The sequence below is a fragment of the Lachnoanaerobaculum sp. Marseille-Q4761 genome, assembly GCF_017565785.1.
In the GTDB taxonomy this organism is placed as follows: Bacteria; Bacillota; Clostridia; order Lachnospirales; family Lachnospiraceae; genus Lachnoanaerobaculum.
In genome coordinates this window covers 372,854-393,616 of sequence record NZ_JAGEKB010000001.1, presented here as the reverse complement: position 1 = coordinate 393,616, position 20,763 = coordinate 372,854, and the positions used below count along the sequence as shown (strand labels likewise).

Below are 20,763 nucleotides of genomic sequence, written 5' to 3'. Positions count from 1 at the left end.
TATGTTTGAGGAATTAAAATCACAGTTTATTTTAAACTTTATAACCGAAGACAGATGGTTATCATTATTTAAAGGACTCGAAGTTACCTTAGTGATTACCTTTTTTGCGGTAATACTTGGATTTGTACTCGGTTTTAGTGTGGCTGTTGTAAGAAATATATATGACAATACAAAGAGATTAAAGTTTTTAAATTTTATTTGCAATATTTACCTCACTGTAATCAGAGGTACACCTGTAGTAGTACAGCTGCTTATAATATATTTTGTTATATTCAGCTCTATGAGAGTTGATAAGAGTGTTGCGGCAATACTGGCTTTCGGAATAAACTCGGGTGCATATCAGGCGGAAATCTTTCGTTCAGGAATCAACTCCGTACCTAAGGGACAGATGGAGGCGGGAAGAAGTCTTGGCTTTAACTATGCACAAACAATGATATTTATCATTATGCCGCAGGCTATAAAGAATATATTGCCTACTCTTGCAAATGAGTTCATTGTTTTGATGAAAGAAACCTCGGTTGCGGGATATATTGCACTGGAAGATTTGACAAAGGCGGGAGATGTTATAAGGAGCAGGACTTATTCGGCAATGATGCCCTTTCTTGCTGTTGCTCTTCTTTATCTTATTATGGTAATGCTCTTTAGCTATCTGGTAAAATTACTTGAAAGGAGTCTGGCTAAAAGTGGAAGGTAAAAAACTTATAGAAGTAAAAAATTTAAGTAAAAAATTTCATGACAAGCAGGTTCTAAAAGATATCTCACTCAATATAAACAGAGGAGATGTGGTATGTCTTATAGGACCTTCGGGCTCGGGCAAATCAACCTTCCTAAGATGTTTAAACAGACTTGAAGAAGCAAGCAGCGGTGAGATTTTCTTTGAGGGAACGGATATATGTAAGCAGGATGTAAATATTGATTTGCATCGTAGGAAGATGGGAATGGTTTTTCAGCAGTTTAACCTTTTTCCGCATATGACTGTGTTACAAAACCTCACTATAGCACCGATGAAGCTTCAAGATGTGGATAGGGAAGAGGCAGAGGCCTATGCTTTGAGCCTGTTGGAAAAGGTGGGACTTGCCGACAGAGCGGATGAGTTTCCGGCAAAGCTTTCAGGAGGACAGCAGCAAAGAGTTGCAATAGTCAGAGCGCTTTGTATGAAGCCCGATGTGATGCTCTTTGATGAGCCGACTTCGGCACTTGATCCTGAGATGGTAGGAGAGGTGCTTTCGGTTATGAAGGATTTGGCAGAGCAGAAGATGACAATGGTAGTGGTAACACATGAGATGGGCTTTGCAAGAGAGGTGGCAAACAGAGTGGTTTTCCTTGATGAAGGAGAGTTTGTAGAGGAAAATGCGCCTTCAGAGTTTTTTACAAATCCAAGGAGTGACAGATTAAAGCTGTTTTTAAGTAAGGTTTTATAATAAGATATGTGCCGTATTGTGCTAATATGGCACATTTTTTCTTTTTGTGCTAGAATAGCATAAAACTGTTTAAAAACATTAGGAATGGAAAAATGGAAGATAAAATAGAATATAATACAAAAGATAAAGATGATAAAAGCAGTAACTATGAGAAAATATGTTATATGTGCAGGAGACCTGAGTCAAAAACAGGTAATATGATATCAATGCCGGGAGGAATAGATATCTGCCCTGACTGTATACAAAAGACCTTTAACTCCATGCAGAGTATGGATATGAGTAAATTATCCGGCATGTCCAATATAAATTTAGATGATATAAAAAATATAGATCTTGGCAGTCTGAATATTCCGAATATGAATCTGAATCCTATACCCGAAAGAGCCAGAGTTAAAAAAAGAGATGAAAAAAGGACAGAGCCTATTTTTACAATGAAGGATATACCGGCACCACATAAGATAAAGGAGATGCTGGATGAATATGTAATAGGACAGGATCAGGCAAAGAGAATAATATCCGTAGCAGTATATAATCATTATAAAAGAATATTCCTTGATAAGGATAAAGAGGGAATAAGGATTGAAAAGTCCAATATCCTTATGATAGGACCTACAGGAAGCGGAAAGACCTATCTTGTAAAAACACTTGCAAAACTTCTTAATGTACCGCTTGCGATAGCCGATGCCACATCACTTACGGAGGCGGGCTATATAGGAGATGATATAGAAAGCGTTATCTCAAAGCTTTTGCTTTCAGCAGGAAATGATGTGGAGAGAGCGGAATGCGGTATTGTATTTATTGATGAGATAGATAAGATTGCCAAAAAGAAAAATACCAATACAAGAGATGTAAGCGGTGAGAGTGTACAACAGGAACTTTTAAAGATGCTTGAGGGAAGCAAGGTGGAAGTACCTGTGGGTACAAATCAAAAAAATGTGCTTGCACCTATGGAGACCGTAAATACTGATAATATATTATTTATATGTGGAGGTGCCTTCCCGGCGCTGGATGATATTATAAAAGAAAGATTACAAAAAAATACGAGCATGGGATTTAACTCAGATTTAAAAGGTAAATACGACAATGACAGCGATTTATACTCCAAAGTAATAAATGAAGATATCAGGAAATTCGGTATGATCCCTGAGTTTATAGGAAGATTACCCGTGGTATGCACTCTCTCAAAACTTGATAAAGAGGCGTTTAAAAAGATACTTATAGAGCCTAAGAATGCCATCTTAAAGCAATATAAAAGACTTTTAGAGCTGGATGAGGTGGAGCTTTCCTTTGATGATGATGCAATGGAGTGGATAGCGGAACAGGCAATGAAAAAAGATACGGGTGCAAGAGCACTGCGCTCCATTATAGAGGAGTTTATGCTTGATATAATGTATGAAACTCCGAAGGATAAAAATATAGGCAAGGTTATAATAACAAGAGAGTATTTGGAACATAAGGGCAGCCCGAATATAGTATTTAGAAATATATAGGAGGAAATATGTTTGTTATTTTGATACCGGTACTTACAGGTCTTGACCTTATACTGAAATATGCAATCAGTTCTTTTGATAAAAGTGAACTGCCAAGAAACCTGGCAAATAAGATTGAAATAGATAAATTTCATAATACGGGTTTTCCATTCGGAAAACTGAAGGAAAAACAAAAAGTGGTAAAATATGTTCCGGTATTTATTACATCAATACTTTTGGGACTTTTAGCCGTTTCACTCCCTAAAAAAGGGAATAAAATTAAAAAGCTTTCACTCAGCCTTATAATTGCAGGTTCACTCAGCAATATTTTTGACAGATTTGCAAGAGGCTATGTGGTGGATTATATTCGTATCAAGGCAAAAGGGCTTGATAAGGTAATCTTTAATCTGGGAGATGTTTTTATATTGATTGGAAGTATATTGATGCCTTTTGGAGCAAAGAAAAAGAAAAAAGAGATTATACCGGATAATACATACGTAGAAGAATAGTTTGAGTATAGGAGAAAATTTGGAAACGAGTGACATATTACAATTAGTCATTTTGGTAGCATTATTATCTGGTTCAGCATTTTTTTCATCTGCAGAAACAGCCCTTATGACTTCAAATAAACTAAAAATAAGAAATCTGGCAGAAAGCGGTGATAAGAGAGCCGGAAAGGTTCTTGATATCACAGCCAATACCGATAAGATGTTATCAGCAATTTTAATAGGAAATAATATAGTGAATTTATCAGCATCTTCACTGTCAACTACACTTACCCTAAAGATTTTTGGAAGCAGTCTGGTTGCTATTGCAACAGGAATTTTGACATTTCTTATCTTGGTATTCGGTGAGATTACACCAAAAAATGTGGCATCAAAAAATGCTGAGGATATGGCATTAAAATACATCGGTATTATTTCTGCTTTGATGGTTATTTTGACTCCTGTAATTTATATAGTGAATAAGGTGGCAGGAATTGTTATTTCTATTTTTAATAAAAATAATGATGACAATGCAACTGTGACTGAGGATGAACTCAGGGCAATGGTAGAGGTCAGCCATGAAGACGGAGTCATTGAAAAAGAAGAAAAAAAAATGATTGTAAATGTGGTGGACTTTGGTGACACGGTTGCCGGAGATATTATGGTACCGAGAGTTGATATGGTGATGGTGGATGTAAATGCAAGCTATGATGAAATCTTTGAGGTTTTCAAAGAGGATAGATACACCAGAATACCTGTTTATGAAGACAGTCCCGATAATGTTATAGGAATATTGAATGTAAAAGACTTTTTGCTGATAGAAGACAAAAAGAATTTTGCTATAAAGGAATATTTAAGGGAGCCGCTTTATACATATGAGTATAAAAAGACATCCTCTCTTATGATGGATATGAGGAAAACCGGTGCCAATATAGTGATAGTATTGGATGAATACGGTATTACCGTAGGGCTTATTACACTGGAAGATATGCTTGAAGAAATCGTCGGTGAGATAAGGGATGAATTTGATGCGGATGAGGATGAGGGTATAACAAAGCTTTCGGAAAATGAATATTTGATAGACGGTTCCACCAATTTAGATGATATCAATGAGAGAATCGGACTTGAATTAAGTTCTGAGGAATATGAGTCTGTAGGCGGTATTATAATGGAAAAGCTTGGACGAATTCCGGTGGAGGGTGAAGTCGTTGCATTTGACAATATTGTCTTGACAGTGAAAAAAATGGATCATGCAAGAATAGAAAAAGTAGGTTTAAAATTAAAGCAGCCTTTAGCTAAGGAGCAGTAATGAAGCAAAAACATATTTTATTTGATTTGGACGGCACCATAGTAAGGTCTGATCCGGGTATTACAAGGGGAGTGCAAAAGTCTTTGGAGCATTTCGGAATATATGAAGAGCCCGAAAATTTAAAAAAATTTGTAGGACCTCCTTTGGTGGAGAGCTATACAAAACTTTACGGACTCAGTTTATTACAATATGAAAAGGCTCTGGAGATATTTCATGAGTACTACAGAAGTACAGGTATATTTGAATGTGAATTATATGAGGGTATTGAGGAAATGTTAAAAGTTTTATCAGTGGAGTACAGACTTTATATTGCGACTTCAAAGCCTGAAAAGGAGGCAAGAAGGGTTATAGAACATTTCGGATTGGATAAATATTTTACATTCGTAGGAGGCTCTGACGGAGATTTTAATACAAAGAGATCTACAAAGGCTGCAGTAATCGAGTATGTGTTAAAATCAAATAATATAGAGGATAAAACCGCCGCTATAATGGTGGGAGATAAAGTTCATGATATAGTGGGGGCAAATACTGTAGGCTTAAAAAGTATAGGTATACTCTATGGCTATGGAAGCATGGAGGAATTTGACAAAGCAAATTATATTGTAAGAAATGTGGATGATTTGAGAGAAATGTTTATATGTTAAAAAAAGGTGACTTGTTAAATATAGGATATTATGATTATGGCCAATATTTCACAGGGAGTCTGGAGGGTGTGAGATTTAGACTGGGAAGAGACCCTTTGGAAAAGGTGAATTTTACACCGAAGGATAAAAGGGGCGAGGCAAGGCTGAAAATTACAGTATGGCCGGAGCCCTTTAATTTTGACCATACAGAGGATGATAAGAAAAAAGATGATTATTTTGAATATTCAAATGAAGGTTTGGATCAAATAATAGAATTCTTAAATAATATGGCTGAAGGACTAAAGTCCGATAAGGAGGGAAAATGGGAGAAATAGTCAGAGAAAAAAGAGAGCTTGCATATGAGGGAGCAATAGTAAAGGTATATAAGGACCATCTTTTAATAGACGGGAAAAAGGCGGTTTGGGATTATATACAGCATAATGGTGCTGCTGCGGTAGTGCCTGTACTGGAAAATGGAAAGATACTCCTGGTGCGTCAGTATAGAAATGCGTTGGACAGATATACTCTGGAGCTGCCGGCAGGCAAGGTGGATTCAAAAGATGAGCCAAGAAGAATATGTGCCTTTAGAGAGCTGGAGGAGGAAACAGGCTATAAAGTAGGATCACCTGAGGAACTTGAGTTTTTGATAAGAATCGATACAATGGTAGCCTTCGGTGATGAGGAAATAGATATCTTTGTGGCAAGGAATTTAAGTAAGGGCGAGCAGCATTTGGATGAGGATGAAAGAATCGATATTGAAGAATGGGAGATGGATGATTTAGTGGAACTTATTTATAAGGGAGAGCTAAAGGATTCCAAAACCGTGGCTGCAATACTTGCATATAAGAATAAATACGGAGTGTAAGAAATACATTTATTTGTATAAGCAGCTTCAATGTATTTAATATCTATGTAGCGAAATAGAGATTACAGTTTTTAAAGAAATGATCGCATTTAAATGTCAATATACAGATATAGGATTTTTTTATAACCAGAGAAAGAAAACATCTTATTGACCTGAAAAAATAGAACTTGTAGAATATTTCTTATTGGAGAAATCTAAATTTAGTGATATTTTTGAAAGTAAAGTCAGGTGAATTTATGAATATTGAAACATTATGCGTACACAGTCCCAAAGAAGATAAAAATGCACATGCCTATGGAGCGGTCTCAGTCCCGATATTTCAAACAGCAACATTTTCACATCCGGGAGTGGGTGATACCACCGGATATGACTATTCCCGCCAGTCAAATCCTACAAGGACCGAGCTTGAAGATTGTATTACGGCACTTGAAAATGCCTATGATACAGTGGCAACTTCTACCGGAATGGCGGCCTGTTTGCTGGTATTGGAACTTTTTAATCCGGGGGATCATATTATATCTCAAGAGGATATATATGGAGGGAGTACAAGACTTTTCAGCACTTTGGGAGTGGAGAGAGGCAGAACTTTCAGTTATGTGGATACAACCGTGGCCAAAAATGTTATAAATGCAATCAATGAAAACACAAAGGCTATTTTTATTGAAACACCCAGCAATCCTACAATGCTTGTAACCGATATAAGGGAAATGTCAAGGATTGCAAAAGAGCATAATTTATTATTGATTGTTGACAATACTTTTTTAAGTCCATATTTTCAAAACCCGATAAGCCTTGGTGCCGATATAGTTATTCACAGTGCCACAAAGTATATTGCAGGCCATAATGATACTTTGGCAGGTTTTATATGTACAGCCAATGAAGAACTTGCAGAGAAAATAAGATTTATGTATAAGACTGTGGGAGTAAGTCTTGCACCTTTTGACAGTTTTTTGACACTTAGAGGTTTAAAAACTCTGGCGATAAGAATGGATAGAATACAGGAAAATGCGATAAAGATAGCAAATTATTTAAAAACAAATAAAAAAATTACAAATGTATATTATGTGGGTTTACCCGAGCATCCAGGATATGAGGTGAATTTATCACAGGCAAGAGGTTTTGGCGGAATGATATCTTTCACAACTGATACCGCTCAGACTGCAAAAGAGGCTTTTGAGAAAATAAAAATTATAAAGTATGCCGAGAGCCTTGGAGGAGTGGAATCACTTATTACATTTCCGATGTATCAGACACATGCGGATGTGCCTGTAGAAGTGAGGGAGCGACTTGGAATAACCGACAAATTTATAAGATTTTCGGTAGGAATCGAAAATGCTGATGATTTGATAAAAGATTTGGAGAGAGCATTATCATAAGGGGGTATGTTATGTACGATTTTGATAAAATTATAGACAGAAAGGGTACAGACAGTTTAAAGTTTGATTGCGCAAAGCTTAGAGGTAAAAAAGGTGATGAGCTTTCACTTTGGGTTGCCGATATGGACTTTCCTGTAGCAAAGCCGATTACCGAGGCTTTGCAAAAAAGAGTTGACCATGGAATATATGGTTATACCGAGGTGCAGTCTGATTATTTTGAAGTGGTGAAGGGATGGTTTGTAAAGAACTTTGACTGGGAGCCTAAAAGGGGGAGCCTGGTTAAAACTCCGGGAGTTGTATATGCTATCGCAATGGCTGTAAAAGCATTTTCAAAAGAAGGTGAAGGTGTTATTATACAGCAGCCGGTATATTATCCTTTCAGTGAAATGATAATAAGCAATAACAGAAAGCTTATCAATTCGCCTCTTGTGATTAAAGACGGCAGATATGAGCCGGATTTTGAGGATTTTGAAAAAAAGATAGTTGAGAATAAGGTTAAACTTTTTATACTATGTTCACCGCATAATCCTGTAGGTAGGGTTTGGACTAAAGATGAGTTAAAGAGGATCGGTGATATTTGTCTAAAGCATAATGTGGTGATTTTCAGTGATGAGATTCATGCGGATTTTGTATATGCGCCTAATAAGCATACTGTATTTGCTTCTCTTGGAGATGAATATGCCGCAAATTCAGTAATAGCTACAGCGCCTAGTAAGAGCTTTAATATAGCAGGTCTTCAGGTTTCAAATATTTTTATTGAGAATAAAAAGCTCCGTGACGCTTTTAGAAATGAGATAGTAAAATCAGGATATTCACAGATGAATACCATGGGGCTTATAGCGGCAAGGGTTGCATATGAGTCATGTCAGGAATGGCTGGATGAGGTAAGAGCTTATATAAAGGGAAATCTTGATTTCCTTAGAGATTATTTAAAGGAAAATATCCCGCAGATAAAGCTTATAGAGCCTGAGGGTACATATCTTGTATGGGTGGACCTCAGAGAACTTGGACTCAGTGAGGAGGAAAGAGAGGACCTTATAGTAAATAAAGCGAAGCTTTGGATAGACTCTGGAGCAATGTTTGGAATAGACGGAGAGGGCTTTGAGAGATTTAATATCGCCTGTCCGAGAGAATATCTTAAGACGGCACTTGAGAGTCTGGCAAAAGCGGTGAAGAATTTGTAGAATATTCAATTTTGCAAAACTTAATTATCACTTGACGGATATGAGTGCCAGTGTTATACTTTACTCATATGAATGGGGAGGTTGTAAACAAGCCATTGTTTCAGCCTCTTTTTTATAAATTTATTTTAGCACTCTTTTATAACAAGTGCTAACAAAGGAGGCTATATGATTTTAATACCGACATATAATACGGTTGTTTTACCGGGTTCAAAAATATATTTCAGAAAAGAATATCTACAGGAGGCAGGTGTAGAAAAGATATCCGTTGGGGAAAAGGTAACATTTCTTTATTTAAAGGAACCAAAGGATAAGGATATCACTATGGAGGATATTTATCCCATAGCTGTTGCAGGGCAGGTACTTTCTATAGATGATGAGGGAGGTGCAAACCTTGAAGCCTTTAACAGAATAAATATTGAGTACATGGATTTTGAAAATCAAAATGTGGTAGGGGTGCAAAGACCTGAGATAGATGATTTGGAGCCACAAAGTGCAAATACTATGCTTATAGGGCTTCGTGACGAACTTTTAAACTATGTTACAAAGTTTCAATGGGGACTTATGGCAAGAGGTTATGTGCTTGCATGGAAAAATATGAATGAGGTAATGGTGGGGCTTTCACCTTTTATGAATATTACTCCGGAGGAAAAGTATGCGGTACTGGCGGAGGATTCAACAAAGGCAAGAGCGGAGCTTATAGCACAGTATGCCAGAGAATTTATGGCGATAAATGAAGTAAGTGAGGAAGCAAAGCAGGCACAAAAAGAGCTTCATGAGAAGGCATACAGAGAAGATGCCATTAAAAAGCAGATAAACTTTCTACAGAAGGCATTGGATGAGATGCATCCTGAAAATATCTCCGAAGTGAGAAAGTTTGAAGAAAAAATAGAAAATTCGGGAATGAATGAAACAGCCAGAAAAGAGGCTGACAATGTTCTGAATCGAATGAAGCAGGAGGGTAAGGACAGCCATGAATACGGTCTGCTTTACAATTATCTTGACTTTGTAACCTCATTACAGTGGAAAAAGGAAGAACCTAAGGATATAGAGCTTGACAATGCCATGGAGGTGCTTGACAGAGAGCATTATGGACTAAAAAAGGTAAAAAAGAGAATAATAGAACAGCTTGCGGTAATGTCTTTGAATAAAAAGCAGAGCGGTTCAATACTTCTTTTTGTAGGTGCTCCGGGTACAGGTAAAACCAGTATAGGAAAAAGCATTGCAGAGGCACTCGGCAGAGAATATGTGCGTATATCCCTTGGAGGTGTCAGGGATGAGGCGGATATAAGAGGTCACAGAAGAACTTATATAGGTGCTATGCCCGGCAGAATAATGGACGGAATGAAAAAAGCCGCTACATCAAATCCTGTAATGGTTTTGGATGAGATAGATAAGCTTGCCATATCTTATAATGGTGATCCTGCAAGTGCATTGCTGGAGGTACTTGATCCCGAGCAGAATAATACATTTACAGATCATTATATGAATGTTCCCTATGATTTATCCGATGTATTATTTGTATGTACTGCAAACTCTCTTGATACTATACCGGGACCTCTGCTTGACAGAATGGAAGTTATAAGATTTACAGGTTATACAGCACTTGAGAAGTTTTCCATTGCAAAGGATCATTTGATACCGAAGGCAAAGAAAAAGGCAGGTATAAGTGAAGAAAATCTTATAATAGAAGATGATACCATAAAAGCACTTATTAACGGCTATACTATGGAGGCAGGAGTGCGTGGGCTAAAGAAACAGATAAGCTCACTTTGCAGACATGCCGCAGTTGAGCTTGTAAAAAATAATAAAGAGATATTGGATGTAAAGCCTGAGGATTTACAGGATTATCTTGATCAAAGACCGATAAGACATGAGGGAATCTTGGAGAAAAAGCATGCCGGAGTGGTAACAGGTCTTGCATGGACTGCAGTGGGTGGAGAAATACTCTTTATTGAGACCATGCTTACAAAGGGCAAGGGTAATATAAAAATAACAGGACAGCTTGGAGATGTTATGAAGGAGAGTGTGGATATAGCGCTCAGTCTGGTAAAAAACATGTATCCTGAAAAGGCGGAGGTATTTGAAAAGAATGATATTCATATCCATGTACCTGCGGGTGCAGTGCCAAAGGACGGTCCGAGTGCAGGTATTACAATGACCACAGCAATTGCATCCCTTGTAAATAATATTCCCGTTTCACCGGAATATGCCATGACAGGAGAAGTTTCACTCAGAGGTAGGGTGATGCCTATAGGCGGATTGCCTGAAAAGCTTATGGCAGCTGCAAGAGCAGGAATAAAGAAGGTTTTTATACCTGAAGAGAATAAGGATGATTTGAAAGAAGTTGCAGAGGAAGTTTTGAATGAGCTTGAAATAATACCTGTAAAAAAGGTTGAAGATGTACTGGGAATTGTATTAAAATAAAGCTATACGAATAAGAATTTTGAAAAATAGATAATGAAAGTCTGCTTAATTTAAAAAGATGGCAAAACGGAGTAAAAATCTTATTTATATTTAATACAAAAGTGGAGGTGCAATATGTTGAATTTCAAGCATGATATTCCTACCAAATTATATTTTGGAGAGGGGCAAATCAAAAGACTGGCAAAATCGCTTAAGCCTTTCGGTAAAAATGTTTTGCTGGTATATGGCGGCGGCTCAATCAAGAAAATAGGGCTTTATGATGAAGTCATAAAGATCTTGAATGAAAATGGTTTTAATATCACTGAATGTGGCGGAGTGGAGCCAAATCCCAGAATTACATCAGTAGAGCGTGGTGTAGAACTTTGTAAAAAGCATAATATAGATGTGATTTTGGCAGTAGGTGGCGGAAGTACCATCGACTGTGCAAAGGCTATTGCTGTAGGACGCTACTATGAAGGCGATGATCTTTGGGAAATGGTAAGAACAAGCTTCAGAAGAGCAAAAGCACTTCCCCTTGTGGACATACTTACACTCAGCGCAACAGGTTCGGAGTTTGATGCAGGTGGAGTAATCTCAAATCTTGAGACAAATGAGAAGCTGGGTGCAGTATATACATATCCTGCGGTAAGTATATGCGATCCTACATATACATATACTGTATCACCTTATCAAACAGCTGCGGGCAGTGCGGATATTATGAGCCATATTTTTGAAGGATATTTTTCAAGAACAATGGACAGTGACTTATCTGACGGAATAGCGGAAACCATATTAAAGTCCGTTATGAAAAACTGCAAAATTGCACTTAAGGATCCTACAAATTATTCGGCAAGAGCAAATCTTATGGCAGATTCATCGGTAGCCTGCTCAGGCATCCCCGGATATGGAAAACAGGATACAGGTTGGCCATGTCATGCAATGGAGCATGAACTCTCAGCATACTATGACATTACCCATGGTGTGGGACTTGCTATTTTAACTGTCAGATGGATGCGTCATATTCTTAATAAAGATGTGAGTGCAACGGAAAGATTTGTAAAGTTTGCAAGAAATGTTATGGGGCTTAGCGGTGAAAATGATAGAGAGTTGGCATTTGCGGGAATAGATGCACTTGAGAATTATTTTAAAGAAACCGGGATACCGATGACGCTTACAGAACTTGGCATTGATGATAAGCATTTTGAAGCTATGGCTGAACATGCCAATACTGACGGATATTTAAAGGATGCATTTGTGGCACTTACCAATGAAGATATAGTGGAGATTTATAAGGCTTGCTTATAGGATTTATAAAAAAAGCTTGATTTATCTTTTAAAATACTTTAAAGTATCTAGCGTACTTGGTGAGTTCGAGACCTTCCTCACCTAAAACAAAACTAAAGGAGATAATATGAAAAATATTACAACAAAAATGATGGCACAGGGGGCAGTCATAGCGGCAGTATATGTAGTACTTACACTTGCATTTGCCCCTATCAGCTTTGGTGCTGTTCAATTCAGGATTTCCGAGGCACTTTGTATTTTGCCGTTCTTTACAGTGGCGGCAGTACCGGGAGTAAGTATAGGATGCCTTTTGGCAAATATACTTGCCGGTGCGGCACTTCCGGATATTGTATTCGGAACATTGGCAACACTTATAGGTGCAATTGTAAGCTACAGACTCAGAAATATTTCAAAATGGCTGGTATGTGTACCGCCGATACTTGCAAATGCAATTATTATTCCATTTGTTCTTAAGTTTGCTTATGGTTTGGCAGATTTGATACCATATATGATGCTTACCGTGGGAATAGGAGAAGTGCTTGCAGTAGGAGTACTTGGAAACTTACTTATGTTGGCACTTGAGCCGAAAAGTTCATTTATTTTTAGGAATGAGAACAGAGCTTATCAAAAATCTTAGAAAAATAAATATTTTATAATAATATCCTGACAAAATCACAAAGCCAAAAGGCCTTGTATTTGTCAGGATATTTTTATTTTTTCGGAGAGATTAAAAATTTTTATTTACGGAAAATTACTGCAATAAAACAGCTTCGGTATGTAAATTTTGCCGAAGTTTTGAAAAGATTTTACTAACTATAGCTATAAACTGTTAGAAATGTTAGTATTAATGATTCATCAACAGATTGGATTTTATTAGCTAAAGTATTGTGGTTACGATTATTAAATATGCGAAGTTTGAGCAATACTAACAAAGCCAAAATAGAGGAAGCTATACAAATAATTTACATTTTCAATGCTTTCTGATATAATTTGCTACATTGTGTATATGCACATATTGTTAAGCCAATAAGTGAGATTTAAAAACAAGTTTCTTAGCATTTGCAAAAGTGGGCGGTCTTAAAAAGCAATATGTATAAATGAAGCTTTATAAAATAAAATCTTATCGGCTAAGCAAAAATTAAAGCTGTTTATCTTTTGTACGGACAAGTTCAGAATATAAAAACGGTTTATAAATAAAAAAGGAGAAATAAAATGAGTATAAAAAAAGCAATAAAATTTACTTTATTGTTAAGCATTGCCATATGCTTTCAATTATTTTTGATTGCTCCGAGTGTAAAAGCGGAGCAAAAAACATATACGGATAATGAAGTAAATATCAGCAAAAAAGATTTGATTATATTCCTTGAAAAGCTCTCGGGTAACTTGGAATCCGATTTGGCGGACATAGGGAATTCTGCAAATGTGGATGAGGAGTATATTAAAAACTCGGTAAAGAAATTAAAAGAGCTGAATATAATAGATGAGCATGTATCATTTGACAATCTTTATGAAAGTCCAAAGAAGGAAGAAGTTTATTATATACTTGCAAAGTATATAGGAGTTGAAGCTGCTGATGGGAAAACCGCTTTTAATGATGATGAAAAATTACAGTCATGGTCAAGAGGATATATAAAAGAACTTGAAAACCTTGGTGTTATTGATGGGAAAGATAAGAGCTTTGAGCCTGATAAGGTATTAAACAGGGGTGAATTAAGGGATGTGAATAAGGAACTTTTCCTTGCAGTTATCAATACCTCTCAAAGTTTCAGGGCAGATGAGAATAATAAGTCCAAGGCTTTTATAGTTGTCAATGCCAATGATGCTCTTATAGAAAATGTTAAAACACAAACTCCAATACTTATAAATGCCAAAGCAAGTAATGGAAGGTTAAGGATTATAAACTCCGATATAAGTAAGATCTATATTGCCGGTGGAAGTCAAAACTTTGAGGTACAACTTTCAAACTCCAAGCTGCAATCGGCAAAAAGCCTTGGAAAAAATATTTCCTATACCAATCTGGGACCGGACGGTAAGGTAGGTCCCTTGCCAAATCCGGAAGAGTATAAACCGGGAGATAAAAGAGTTGTTACAAAGATAATAAAAAGCAGTAAAAGTCATAGTTCATCAAGCAGTTCTTCGGGAAATAATAATCAAAAAGAGAATAAATCTCAAAGTGACAAAGAAGCTGAAGAAAAAGGAAGAACTCAAGATAAAGATAATCCAAAGAAGAATGCTGAAGGCAGCGGCTCCGCTAATAAAAAAACTCCGCAAGAAAACAGCCCTTCTGAAGATAAAAGTAAATCAGGTGGAGGAAGCAGCACCGCTAATAAAAAAGCTCCACAAGAAAGCAGCCCTTCTGAAGGTAAAAATAAATCAGGTGAAGGTAACGGCACCGCTAATAAAAAAGCTCCACAAGAAAACAGCCCTTCTGAAGATAAAAATAAAACAGGTGAAGGTAACGGCACCGCTAATAAAAAGACTCCACAAGAAGGTAAGACTTCCGGCAGCAAAAACAAAACGGGAGAAAGTAATATAGGAAATCCCGGTAATAAGGCAAAAGATAATAAAAAAGAACTCTTGCCTAAAGAAAATGAAACAGTTCCTAATGAAAGTAGTGAAGATAAGGCATTAGAAAATGCGAGCGAAGACTTTATAATACTGAATGAACATTTGTATGCGGATAAAACATTAAAATATAAGGCATTAGACGGAGTAAACCTTGAAGACAATGCACTTATAGGACTTAAATTAAGTGGAGAAAATAACGGAGTAAAGCTTAATATAAAGTGGGAAGGAAAAAGTCTTGAACAGGTAAAGAACGCTCAAAAAGGTGAATATCAGCTTGCTGTAAGCAGCTTAGAGGATCTTGTAATCAATAATAATAACTATGGCAAGGTTAAATTTATAGTAAAAATAATTATAGAATAGGTGAGTTATGTATAAGATAAGTAAAAAACTTGCCTTGTTTTGTGCCGTACTTCTTATAAACCCTTTAGTTTTTACAGCTAAACCGGGCTTTGCGGCACAAAATAATGGGGGTAGAGTTTCTGAATATGCAAAGGATACAGACGAGAAATTAAAAGCAGCTAAGTCCGAGTACGAAAACGATGTAGACGAAAAACTAAATACATCTAAGTCCGAGTATAAAGAAGAAACGGATAAAAAATTAAATACATCTAAGTCCGAGTATGAAGAAGAAACGGATAAAAAATTAAATGCAGCTAAGTCGGAATATACAAAAGATACTGATAAGAAACTAAATTCGGATAAGGCTGATGATGAAAAAGAGGCAAATAAGCCTAAGGAGTTGAGACTTATAATAGAGCTTGATAAGGACTCCTTGGTAGAAGAGGCTATAAATAAAGATATAGACTATGATAAATTGGATGAAGCCTTTGTAGATGAAAAAAAGCAGGAATTAAAAGAAGACCAGGATAAGCTTTTAACAGATATAAAAAATGAGGCAATAAAGGTGGATGCCAAAGAAGTAAGGCATTATGATACCATATTCAATGGAATATCATTAAGTGCCGATGCTACTGAGATAGAAAAAATAGAAGCACTCCCCGGAGTAAAAAGTGTGTATGTATCACAGGAGTTTCAAAGACCTTATCTTAAGTCATCTGGCAGTATAATAGGTTCGGGATATGCGTGGAATACACTTGGCTATAAGGGCGAGGGCAGTGTTATTGCAGTAATAGACTCAGGTATAGATTACAGACATAAGGCACTTAGACTTGATGAATCGGTACAGCCTATGTACAGCAAGGAAGATATAGAAAAGATAATAGCCGAAAAAGGATTAAAAGGCTCTTATTATTCGGACAAGGTACCTTATGGCTATAACTATTATGATTTTAATAAAAATTTGCTAAACAGTTTCGGTGTAATGCATGGTATGCATGTATCGGGAATAGCTGCCGCCAATGATAATGATAGTAAGATTTTCGGTGTGGCACCCAATGCACAAATACTTGCACTTAAGGTATTTTCAGATGACCTTGAGTATCCTACAACATTTACCGATATTTGGCTAAAAGCCTTGGATGATGCTATAACATTGAAGGCGGATGTAATAAACCTAAGTCTTGGAACGGCAGCCGGATTTTCAATGGAGAACAGGGCTTATCCGGAAAATGAGGTTATAGAAAAGGCAAGAAAAGCAGGAATAGTGGTTTCGGTTGCTGCCGGTAATGACGGCAATATTACCGCCGGAAATATAAATAACGTAGAACCTTTAAAGGAAAATTACGATACTGCTTTAATAGCCAATCCGGCAGTAAATGAAGGAACTATAGCAGTCGCATCCATGGAAAATACTAAAAGGCATATGTATGCTATAAGATGGAAGGATGGCTGGGGTGCCTATGTAAATGAGGAAATGGACCTGCATAAGGGAGAAAATCCGAAAAAAATTATAAGTGCGGCTATATTTGATATAAAAAACGCTAAACAAGAGCTTATTAAAAAAGAAAATATAGAAGATAAACTCGTACTTTTTGAAATCCCTACAGCAAGAGATGCCTTTGGGTTTGCGGATAAACTTGAGGCAATAGCTGCATTAAGACCTGCTGCCATTGTTTTTTACAACAACAGGAGCATGGCTGAGCAGATAGGCGGCAATCTTGAAGTTCCGGGTAATGCAGGAAAGCTTACCTGTATCCGTATAAAAAGAAGTACCTATGATAAGTTAATGGAAGAATACAGGGAAAATAGTACACTAAGACCTGAGATATTTACGGAAATGACGGATGTTGATAATGTAGCAGCGGGAAGTGTTTCAAAGTTTTCTTCATGGGGACCTACTCCCGACCTTAGAATCAAGCCGGAGATCAGCGCTCCTGGAGGGCATATATACTCAAGCATTGAAGATAATAAGTATAAGGATATGTCCGGTACTTCCATGGCTGCTCCTCAGGTAACGGGAGCCACAGCCATACTTAAACAATATATAAAAGCAAAGAATATACAAACCGATAACAGTTCGGAATTTATAAAACTTTTACTTATGAATACCGCAACTCCTCTAAAGGATGAGGGAATATTTGAAGATATACCCTACTTTGTAAGACAGCAAGGAAGCGGTGCTCTAAATATTGAGAATGCATTAAAAACCACCGTAGTAGTAAGGGCACAAGGAACTAATGATAATATAGCTGACGGTAAACTTGAACTTAGGGAACTTAAGGAGAAAAGGTTTGAGGTAAGACTTAGACTTGAAAACTTCGGTGACAGTACAAAAAGCTATAATATAAATTCAGTTGCACTTTATGAGCCTACAGACGGTACTTACAGACTTCAAAGATCGGAAATAATACACTCCAATGAGTCCAATATAAGCAGAGAGATAAGTGTAGAGGCACATTCATCCGCAAGTATAGACTTTACTATGGATTATTCGGATGCTCTAAACTTGGAAGAGGATAATTTTATAGAAGGTTTTATAAGTCTTAAGGATAAAGACGGAGTATCCGACCTTAGTATACCTTTCCTCGGATTTTACGGAGATTGGAGCAGGCAAAGAGCCATAGATGCCTTCCAACTTCCGGAAATCGGAAATACAAAAAGAAATGTGCAATTTTTTGTAAATAAAAATGCAGGAGTCAGTTCTTCAATGCTTGGAACAAGTATGATGCTTAAGCTTCCGCTGTATGATAATGCGATATATTTTTCACCGAACAGTAAGTACTATCCTGATTTGGCGGCAAGAATAGCACCGCTTAGAAATATGGAGCAGATAGAGTATTCGATACTTGATGCTAAGACGGAGGAAACTTTAAGAGTTTTAGGCGTCTCAAAGCAGGTAAGGAAACTTAGCAGACTTTCAGTCAATAAAAGTTTTAAGTTTATGCCGGATTCTGTATGGGACGGAAAACTTGGGGGGAATGTTGTAGAGGACGGTGCGGAATACATATATTGTATTAAGGCGAAACTTAATAATAATAATGTTGGAGGCAGTGGAGAGCAGGTCTACAAATTCCCTGTAAGAGTAGACAGCTTGGCTCCTAAGCTCAGTACTGCAAATGAAGTTCAGGTAAATGATATTGACGGCAATATGAAGGAAATAGTATTTAATGTTCATGATAAGGGCATAGGTATAGAGAATGTATATTTGCAGTCAATAAGATATGCACAGTCTGATAATGATGATACAAGTATTAGATATGGAAAATCATTTGTTATAAGATTTCAGGATGAACCTGTGAGAGAGGGAAAAGAGCTGATAAAGGTGGAAGACGGTAAGCTTAATATACCTTTAGAAGCAGTACCCAATAATCCTACTTCAAGGGGGGAGGTGCATGTTTATACCAACGGTTACAGAAACTCGGATATAGAAGTGCACTGTCCATATTTTGCCGACACTTCAGATATGATTATAGATGCTGTTGACTATATGGATAATAAAAGCAGAACAACTCTTGGAGCTGTCAGAGAAAGAAATTATAATCAGGTTAATTTCCTTAACTTTTTTGATTATATAAGCAATAATAATGCAAGTGTTTATGTAAATGATATAAAGCTTGATGATATGACCTACAGCCTTATAGAAAAGGAAGCGGTGATTAAGATACAGCTGGCAGATGATAGTTCTCATTTGCATAAGCTTACTCTAAAACATGATAATATTGAAGAAAATATAATTCTTGATAATAGAGTAAACTCTGAAACGGCTAAAAAATATAACTTCAAATATGATGAGGACAATCTTTATTATGAATTTACAATAAATCCTATGGATACAAGCTTTGATATAACAACGGTATTTAGAGAAGGAAAGCCTAAGCAAAATCTTGGTGATGAAGAAGAAAGTATTTCAGAGATTACCGATAATGATGCCAGTCCGTCAAATGCCGAAAAGAAGCCTTATCCGGTAGTATTTCTTAAAACACCTGAGTTTTTTGATGTACTTGGAAACAAAAGCATCAAAGAGGGAGAGATAGATATATCCGGTTTTGTAGGATATGTGGATGAGGATGACAGTGTTGAAAGCGTGCAAATAAAGCTTGTAGATAATGACGGCAATGAGCTTTTAAGTCCTATAACTATAGGTAAAGATGAGCTTGTAAAAAGCAATATTGTTTATAAAAAAGCCGGAAAGGTCATATATAAGGGCGAGGCTTATTCCTTTGAAAGCAAAATAAAACTTGAAACATTTAACGTAAATATAAAAGTTGAGGTAAGCACTGAAAATAAAAAGTCGGCAAGCATAGTAAGAAGATTATTCTATGATAAGATACATCCTGTAATAGATTATCAGGTATATGAAAGAGGGCTTGATGCCGATACGGTAAATATTAAGATTCGCTCCCTTGATAATTCATTTAAGTTAAGCCTTTATAATGGAGATTCACTTATAGGAACGGATGATAAGTCCTCAAGTTCTTATATTGCAAGCAAAGACGGTAATACTACACAGATAGTTAAACAAATAGAAGTTCCGTTAAACGAGGGGCAAAACAGTATAAAAATAAGTGCGATAGACCTTGCAGGCAATAAATCGGAAAAGACCATATATATTTATAGGGCAAAAAATAATTAGTACATGAAAAGAGAGAGCCGCTTTAAGGCTCTCTTTTTAAGTTTTAGATAAACCTACCCCAACATTTGACAAAGTATCTAAGTTTTGCACAATCAATCTTGCCATATATCGACCGAACAACAATTCCTTATTGCAGTGTGAGCGGAAGGAGCTTATAATTTATTTAAAGACGGAGAAAGGAGCAGTTTATAAATAGCTTTTATAAATGATAGTTTAGCCATCAAAGTCCCCAATATAAAAGTTAAATTTCAAAAATATCTAAAATTCAACAGCTATGATATTTATCTGCCGGTCTATGGAGCAGGAAATCATAGTATTCTAAATGATTATTCAATCAAGAAATCCAAAAACTGATTTTATACATATAAAAATATATGAAAATACTACTTTAATGCAAAGCCCACGCAGGTTGTAGCGAATATATCAGTTGCAAACAGATAGGTTTTCAATATATTTATAAAACCGTCTGATATATGTTATAAAATCAAAAACATGGCATTGCCATAGTCCAAAGTATCAATGAAAAAGTGTCACAGAAAAGGCTTACTAGGTAGCCGCTCATTGATACAAAACATATTGAAAATAGAAAGTCATGTAAGTTAAACTGTCAGGATATGGGAATATTTTGGCAGTTTTTTTGATACCTTAATGTGAGTATAAAATTTTCCGGATTTAGAAAATATAAAAATATTTTGAAAGCAATTCACCTAAATCCCGTTTGCATAATCTGAAAAATTTCGATTATAAAAATATAGTCTTAAATATTTATACATATTTGTAGTATATAATAGTGTAGATTTTATG

Annotated in this window: 15 protein-coding genes; all 15 read left to right on the top strand. The window is 36.4% G+C overall.

Annotation, left to right across the window (positions count from 1 at the left end):
- The first annotated feature begins 1 nt into the window (after position 1).
- The 15 genes from J4O15_RS01820 to J4O15_RS01745 all read left to right on the top strand — a co-directional run bounded on the left by J4O15_RS01820 (position 2) and on the right by J4O15_RS01745 (position 19,959).
- A complete protein-coding gene (locus J4O15_RS01820) occupies positions 2–694 on the top strand; it encodes an amino acid ABC transporter permease (protein WP_208099466.1) in 693 nt (230 codons plus the stop codon).
- Positions 684–1,421 (top strand): amino acid ABC transporter ATP-binding protein, encoded by a 738-nt coding sequence (locus tag J4O15_RS01815; protein ID WP_208099465.1) that lies wholly within the window; start codon positions 684–686, stop codon positions 1,419–1,421. The genes J4O15_RS01820 and J4O15_RS01815 overlap by 11 nt, the downstream gene beginning before the upstream one ends.
- Positions 1,422–1,513: 92 nt before the next feature.
- On the top strand, positions 1,514–2,911 hold the full coding sequence (gene clpX / locus J4O15_RS01810; RefSeq protein WP_009219878.1) for an ATP-dependent Clp protease ATP-binding subunit ClpX: 1,398 nt from the start codon (positions 1,514–1,516) through the stop codon (positions 2,909–2,911).
- Positions 2,912–2,919: 8 nt separating this feature from the next.
- Positions 2,920–3,399 (top strand): signal peptidase II, encoded by a 480-nt coding sequence (gene lspA, locus J4O15_RS01805; RefSeq protein WP_208099464.1) that lies wholly within the window; start codon positions 2,920–2,922, stop codon positions 3,397–3,399.
- A gap of 19 nt (positions 3,400–3,418) precedes the next feature.
- Positions 3,419–4,684 carry an HlyC/CorC family transporter gene (locus J4O15_RS01800; protein WP_208099463.1) on the top strand — a complete coding sequence of 422 codons (1,266 nt, stop codon included), beginning with the start codon at positions 3,419–3,421 and terminating at the stop codon, positions 4,682–4,684.
- Positions 4,684–5,328, top strand: a complete 645-nt coding sequence (locus tag J4O15_RS01795; RefSeq protein WP_208099462.1) for an HAD-IA family hydrolase — start codon at positions 4,684–4,686, stop codon at positions 5,326–5,328. Before J4O15_RS01800 ends, J4O15_RS01795 begins: the two co-directional genes overlap by 1 nt.
- On the top strand, positions 5,322–5,642 hold the full coding sequence (locus J4O15_RS01790) for a hypothetical protein (protein WP_208099461.1): 321 nt from the start codon (positions 5,322–5,324) through the stop codon (positions 5,640–5,642). The genes J4O15_RS01795 and J4O15_RS01790 overlap by 7 nt, the downstream gene beginning before the upstream one ends.
- On the top strand, positions 5,630–6,172 hold the full coding sequence (locus tag J4O15_RS01785; RefSeq protein ID WP_208099460.1) for an NUDIX domain-containing protein: 543 nt from the start codon (positions 5,630–5,632) through the stop codon (positions 6,170–6,172). The genes J4O15_RS01790 and J4O15_RS01785 overlap by 13 nt, the downstream gene beginning before the upstream one ends.
- A gap of 236 nt (positions 6,173–6,408) precedes the next feature.
- Positions 6,409–7,548 (top strand): trans-sulfuration enzyme family protein, encoded by a 1,140-nt coding sequence (locus J4O15_RS01780; RefSeq protein ID WP_208099459.1) that lies wholly within the window; start codon positions 6,409–6,411, stop codon positions 7,546–7,548.
- 11 nt (positions 7,549–7,559) lie between these two features.
- Positions 7,560–8,732, top strand: coding sequence for a MalY/PatB family protein (locus J4O15_RS01775; protein WP_208099458.1), 1,173 nt, complete (start codon positions 7,560–7,562; stop codon positions 8,730–8,732).
- A 165-nt stretch (positions 8,733–8,897) separates the two neighbouring features.
- Positions 8,898–11,156, top strand: coding sequence for an endopeptidase La (lon, locus tag J4O15_RS01770; protein WP_208099457.1), 2,259 nt, complete (start codon positions 8,898–8,900; stop codon positions 11,154–11,156).
- 114 nt (positions 11,157–11,270) lie between these two features.
- The gene (locus J4O15_RS01765; protein ID WP_208099456.1) at positions 11,271–12,440 is read left to right on the top strand and encodes an iron-containing alcohol dehydrogenase; all 1,170 of its coding nucleotides are present in this window, start codon (positions 11,271–11,273) and stop codon (positions 12,438–12,440) included.
- Positions 12,441–12,546: 106 nt separating this feature from the next.
- Positions 12,547–13,056 (top strand): QueT transporter family protein, encoded by a 510-nt coding sequence (locus J4O15_RS01760; RefSeq protein ID WP_208099455.1) that lies wholly within the window; start codon positions 12,547–12,549, stop codon positions 13,054–13,056.
- Between the two features lie 575 nt (positions 13,057–13,631).
- Positions 13,632–15,347, top strand: a complete 1,716-nt coding sequence (locus J4O15_RS15800; protein ID WP_243761924.1) for an S-layer homology domain-containing protein — start codon at positions 13,632–13,634, stop codon at positions 15,345–15,347.
- Between the two features lie 7 nt (positions 15,348–15,354).
- Entirely contained in the window at positions 15,355–19,959 is a 4,605-nt protein-coding gene (locus J4O15_RS01745; RefSeq protein ID WP_208099454.1) for a S8 family serine peptidase, read from the top strand.
- The last annotated feature ends 804 nt before the right edge of the window (positions 19,960–20,763 follow it).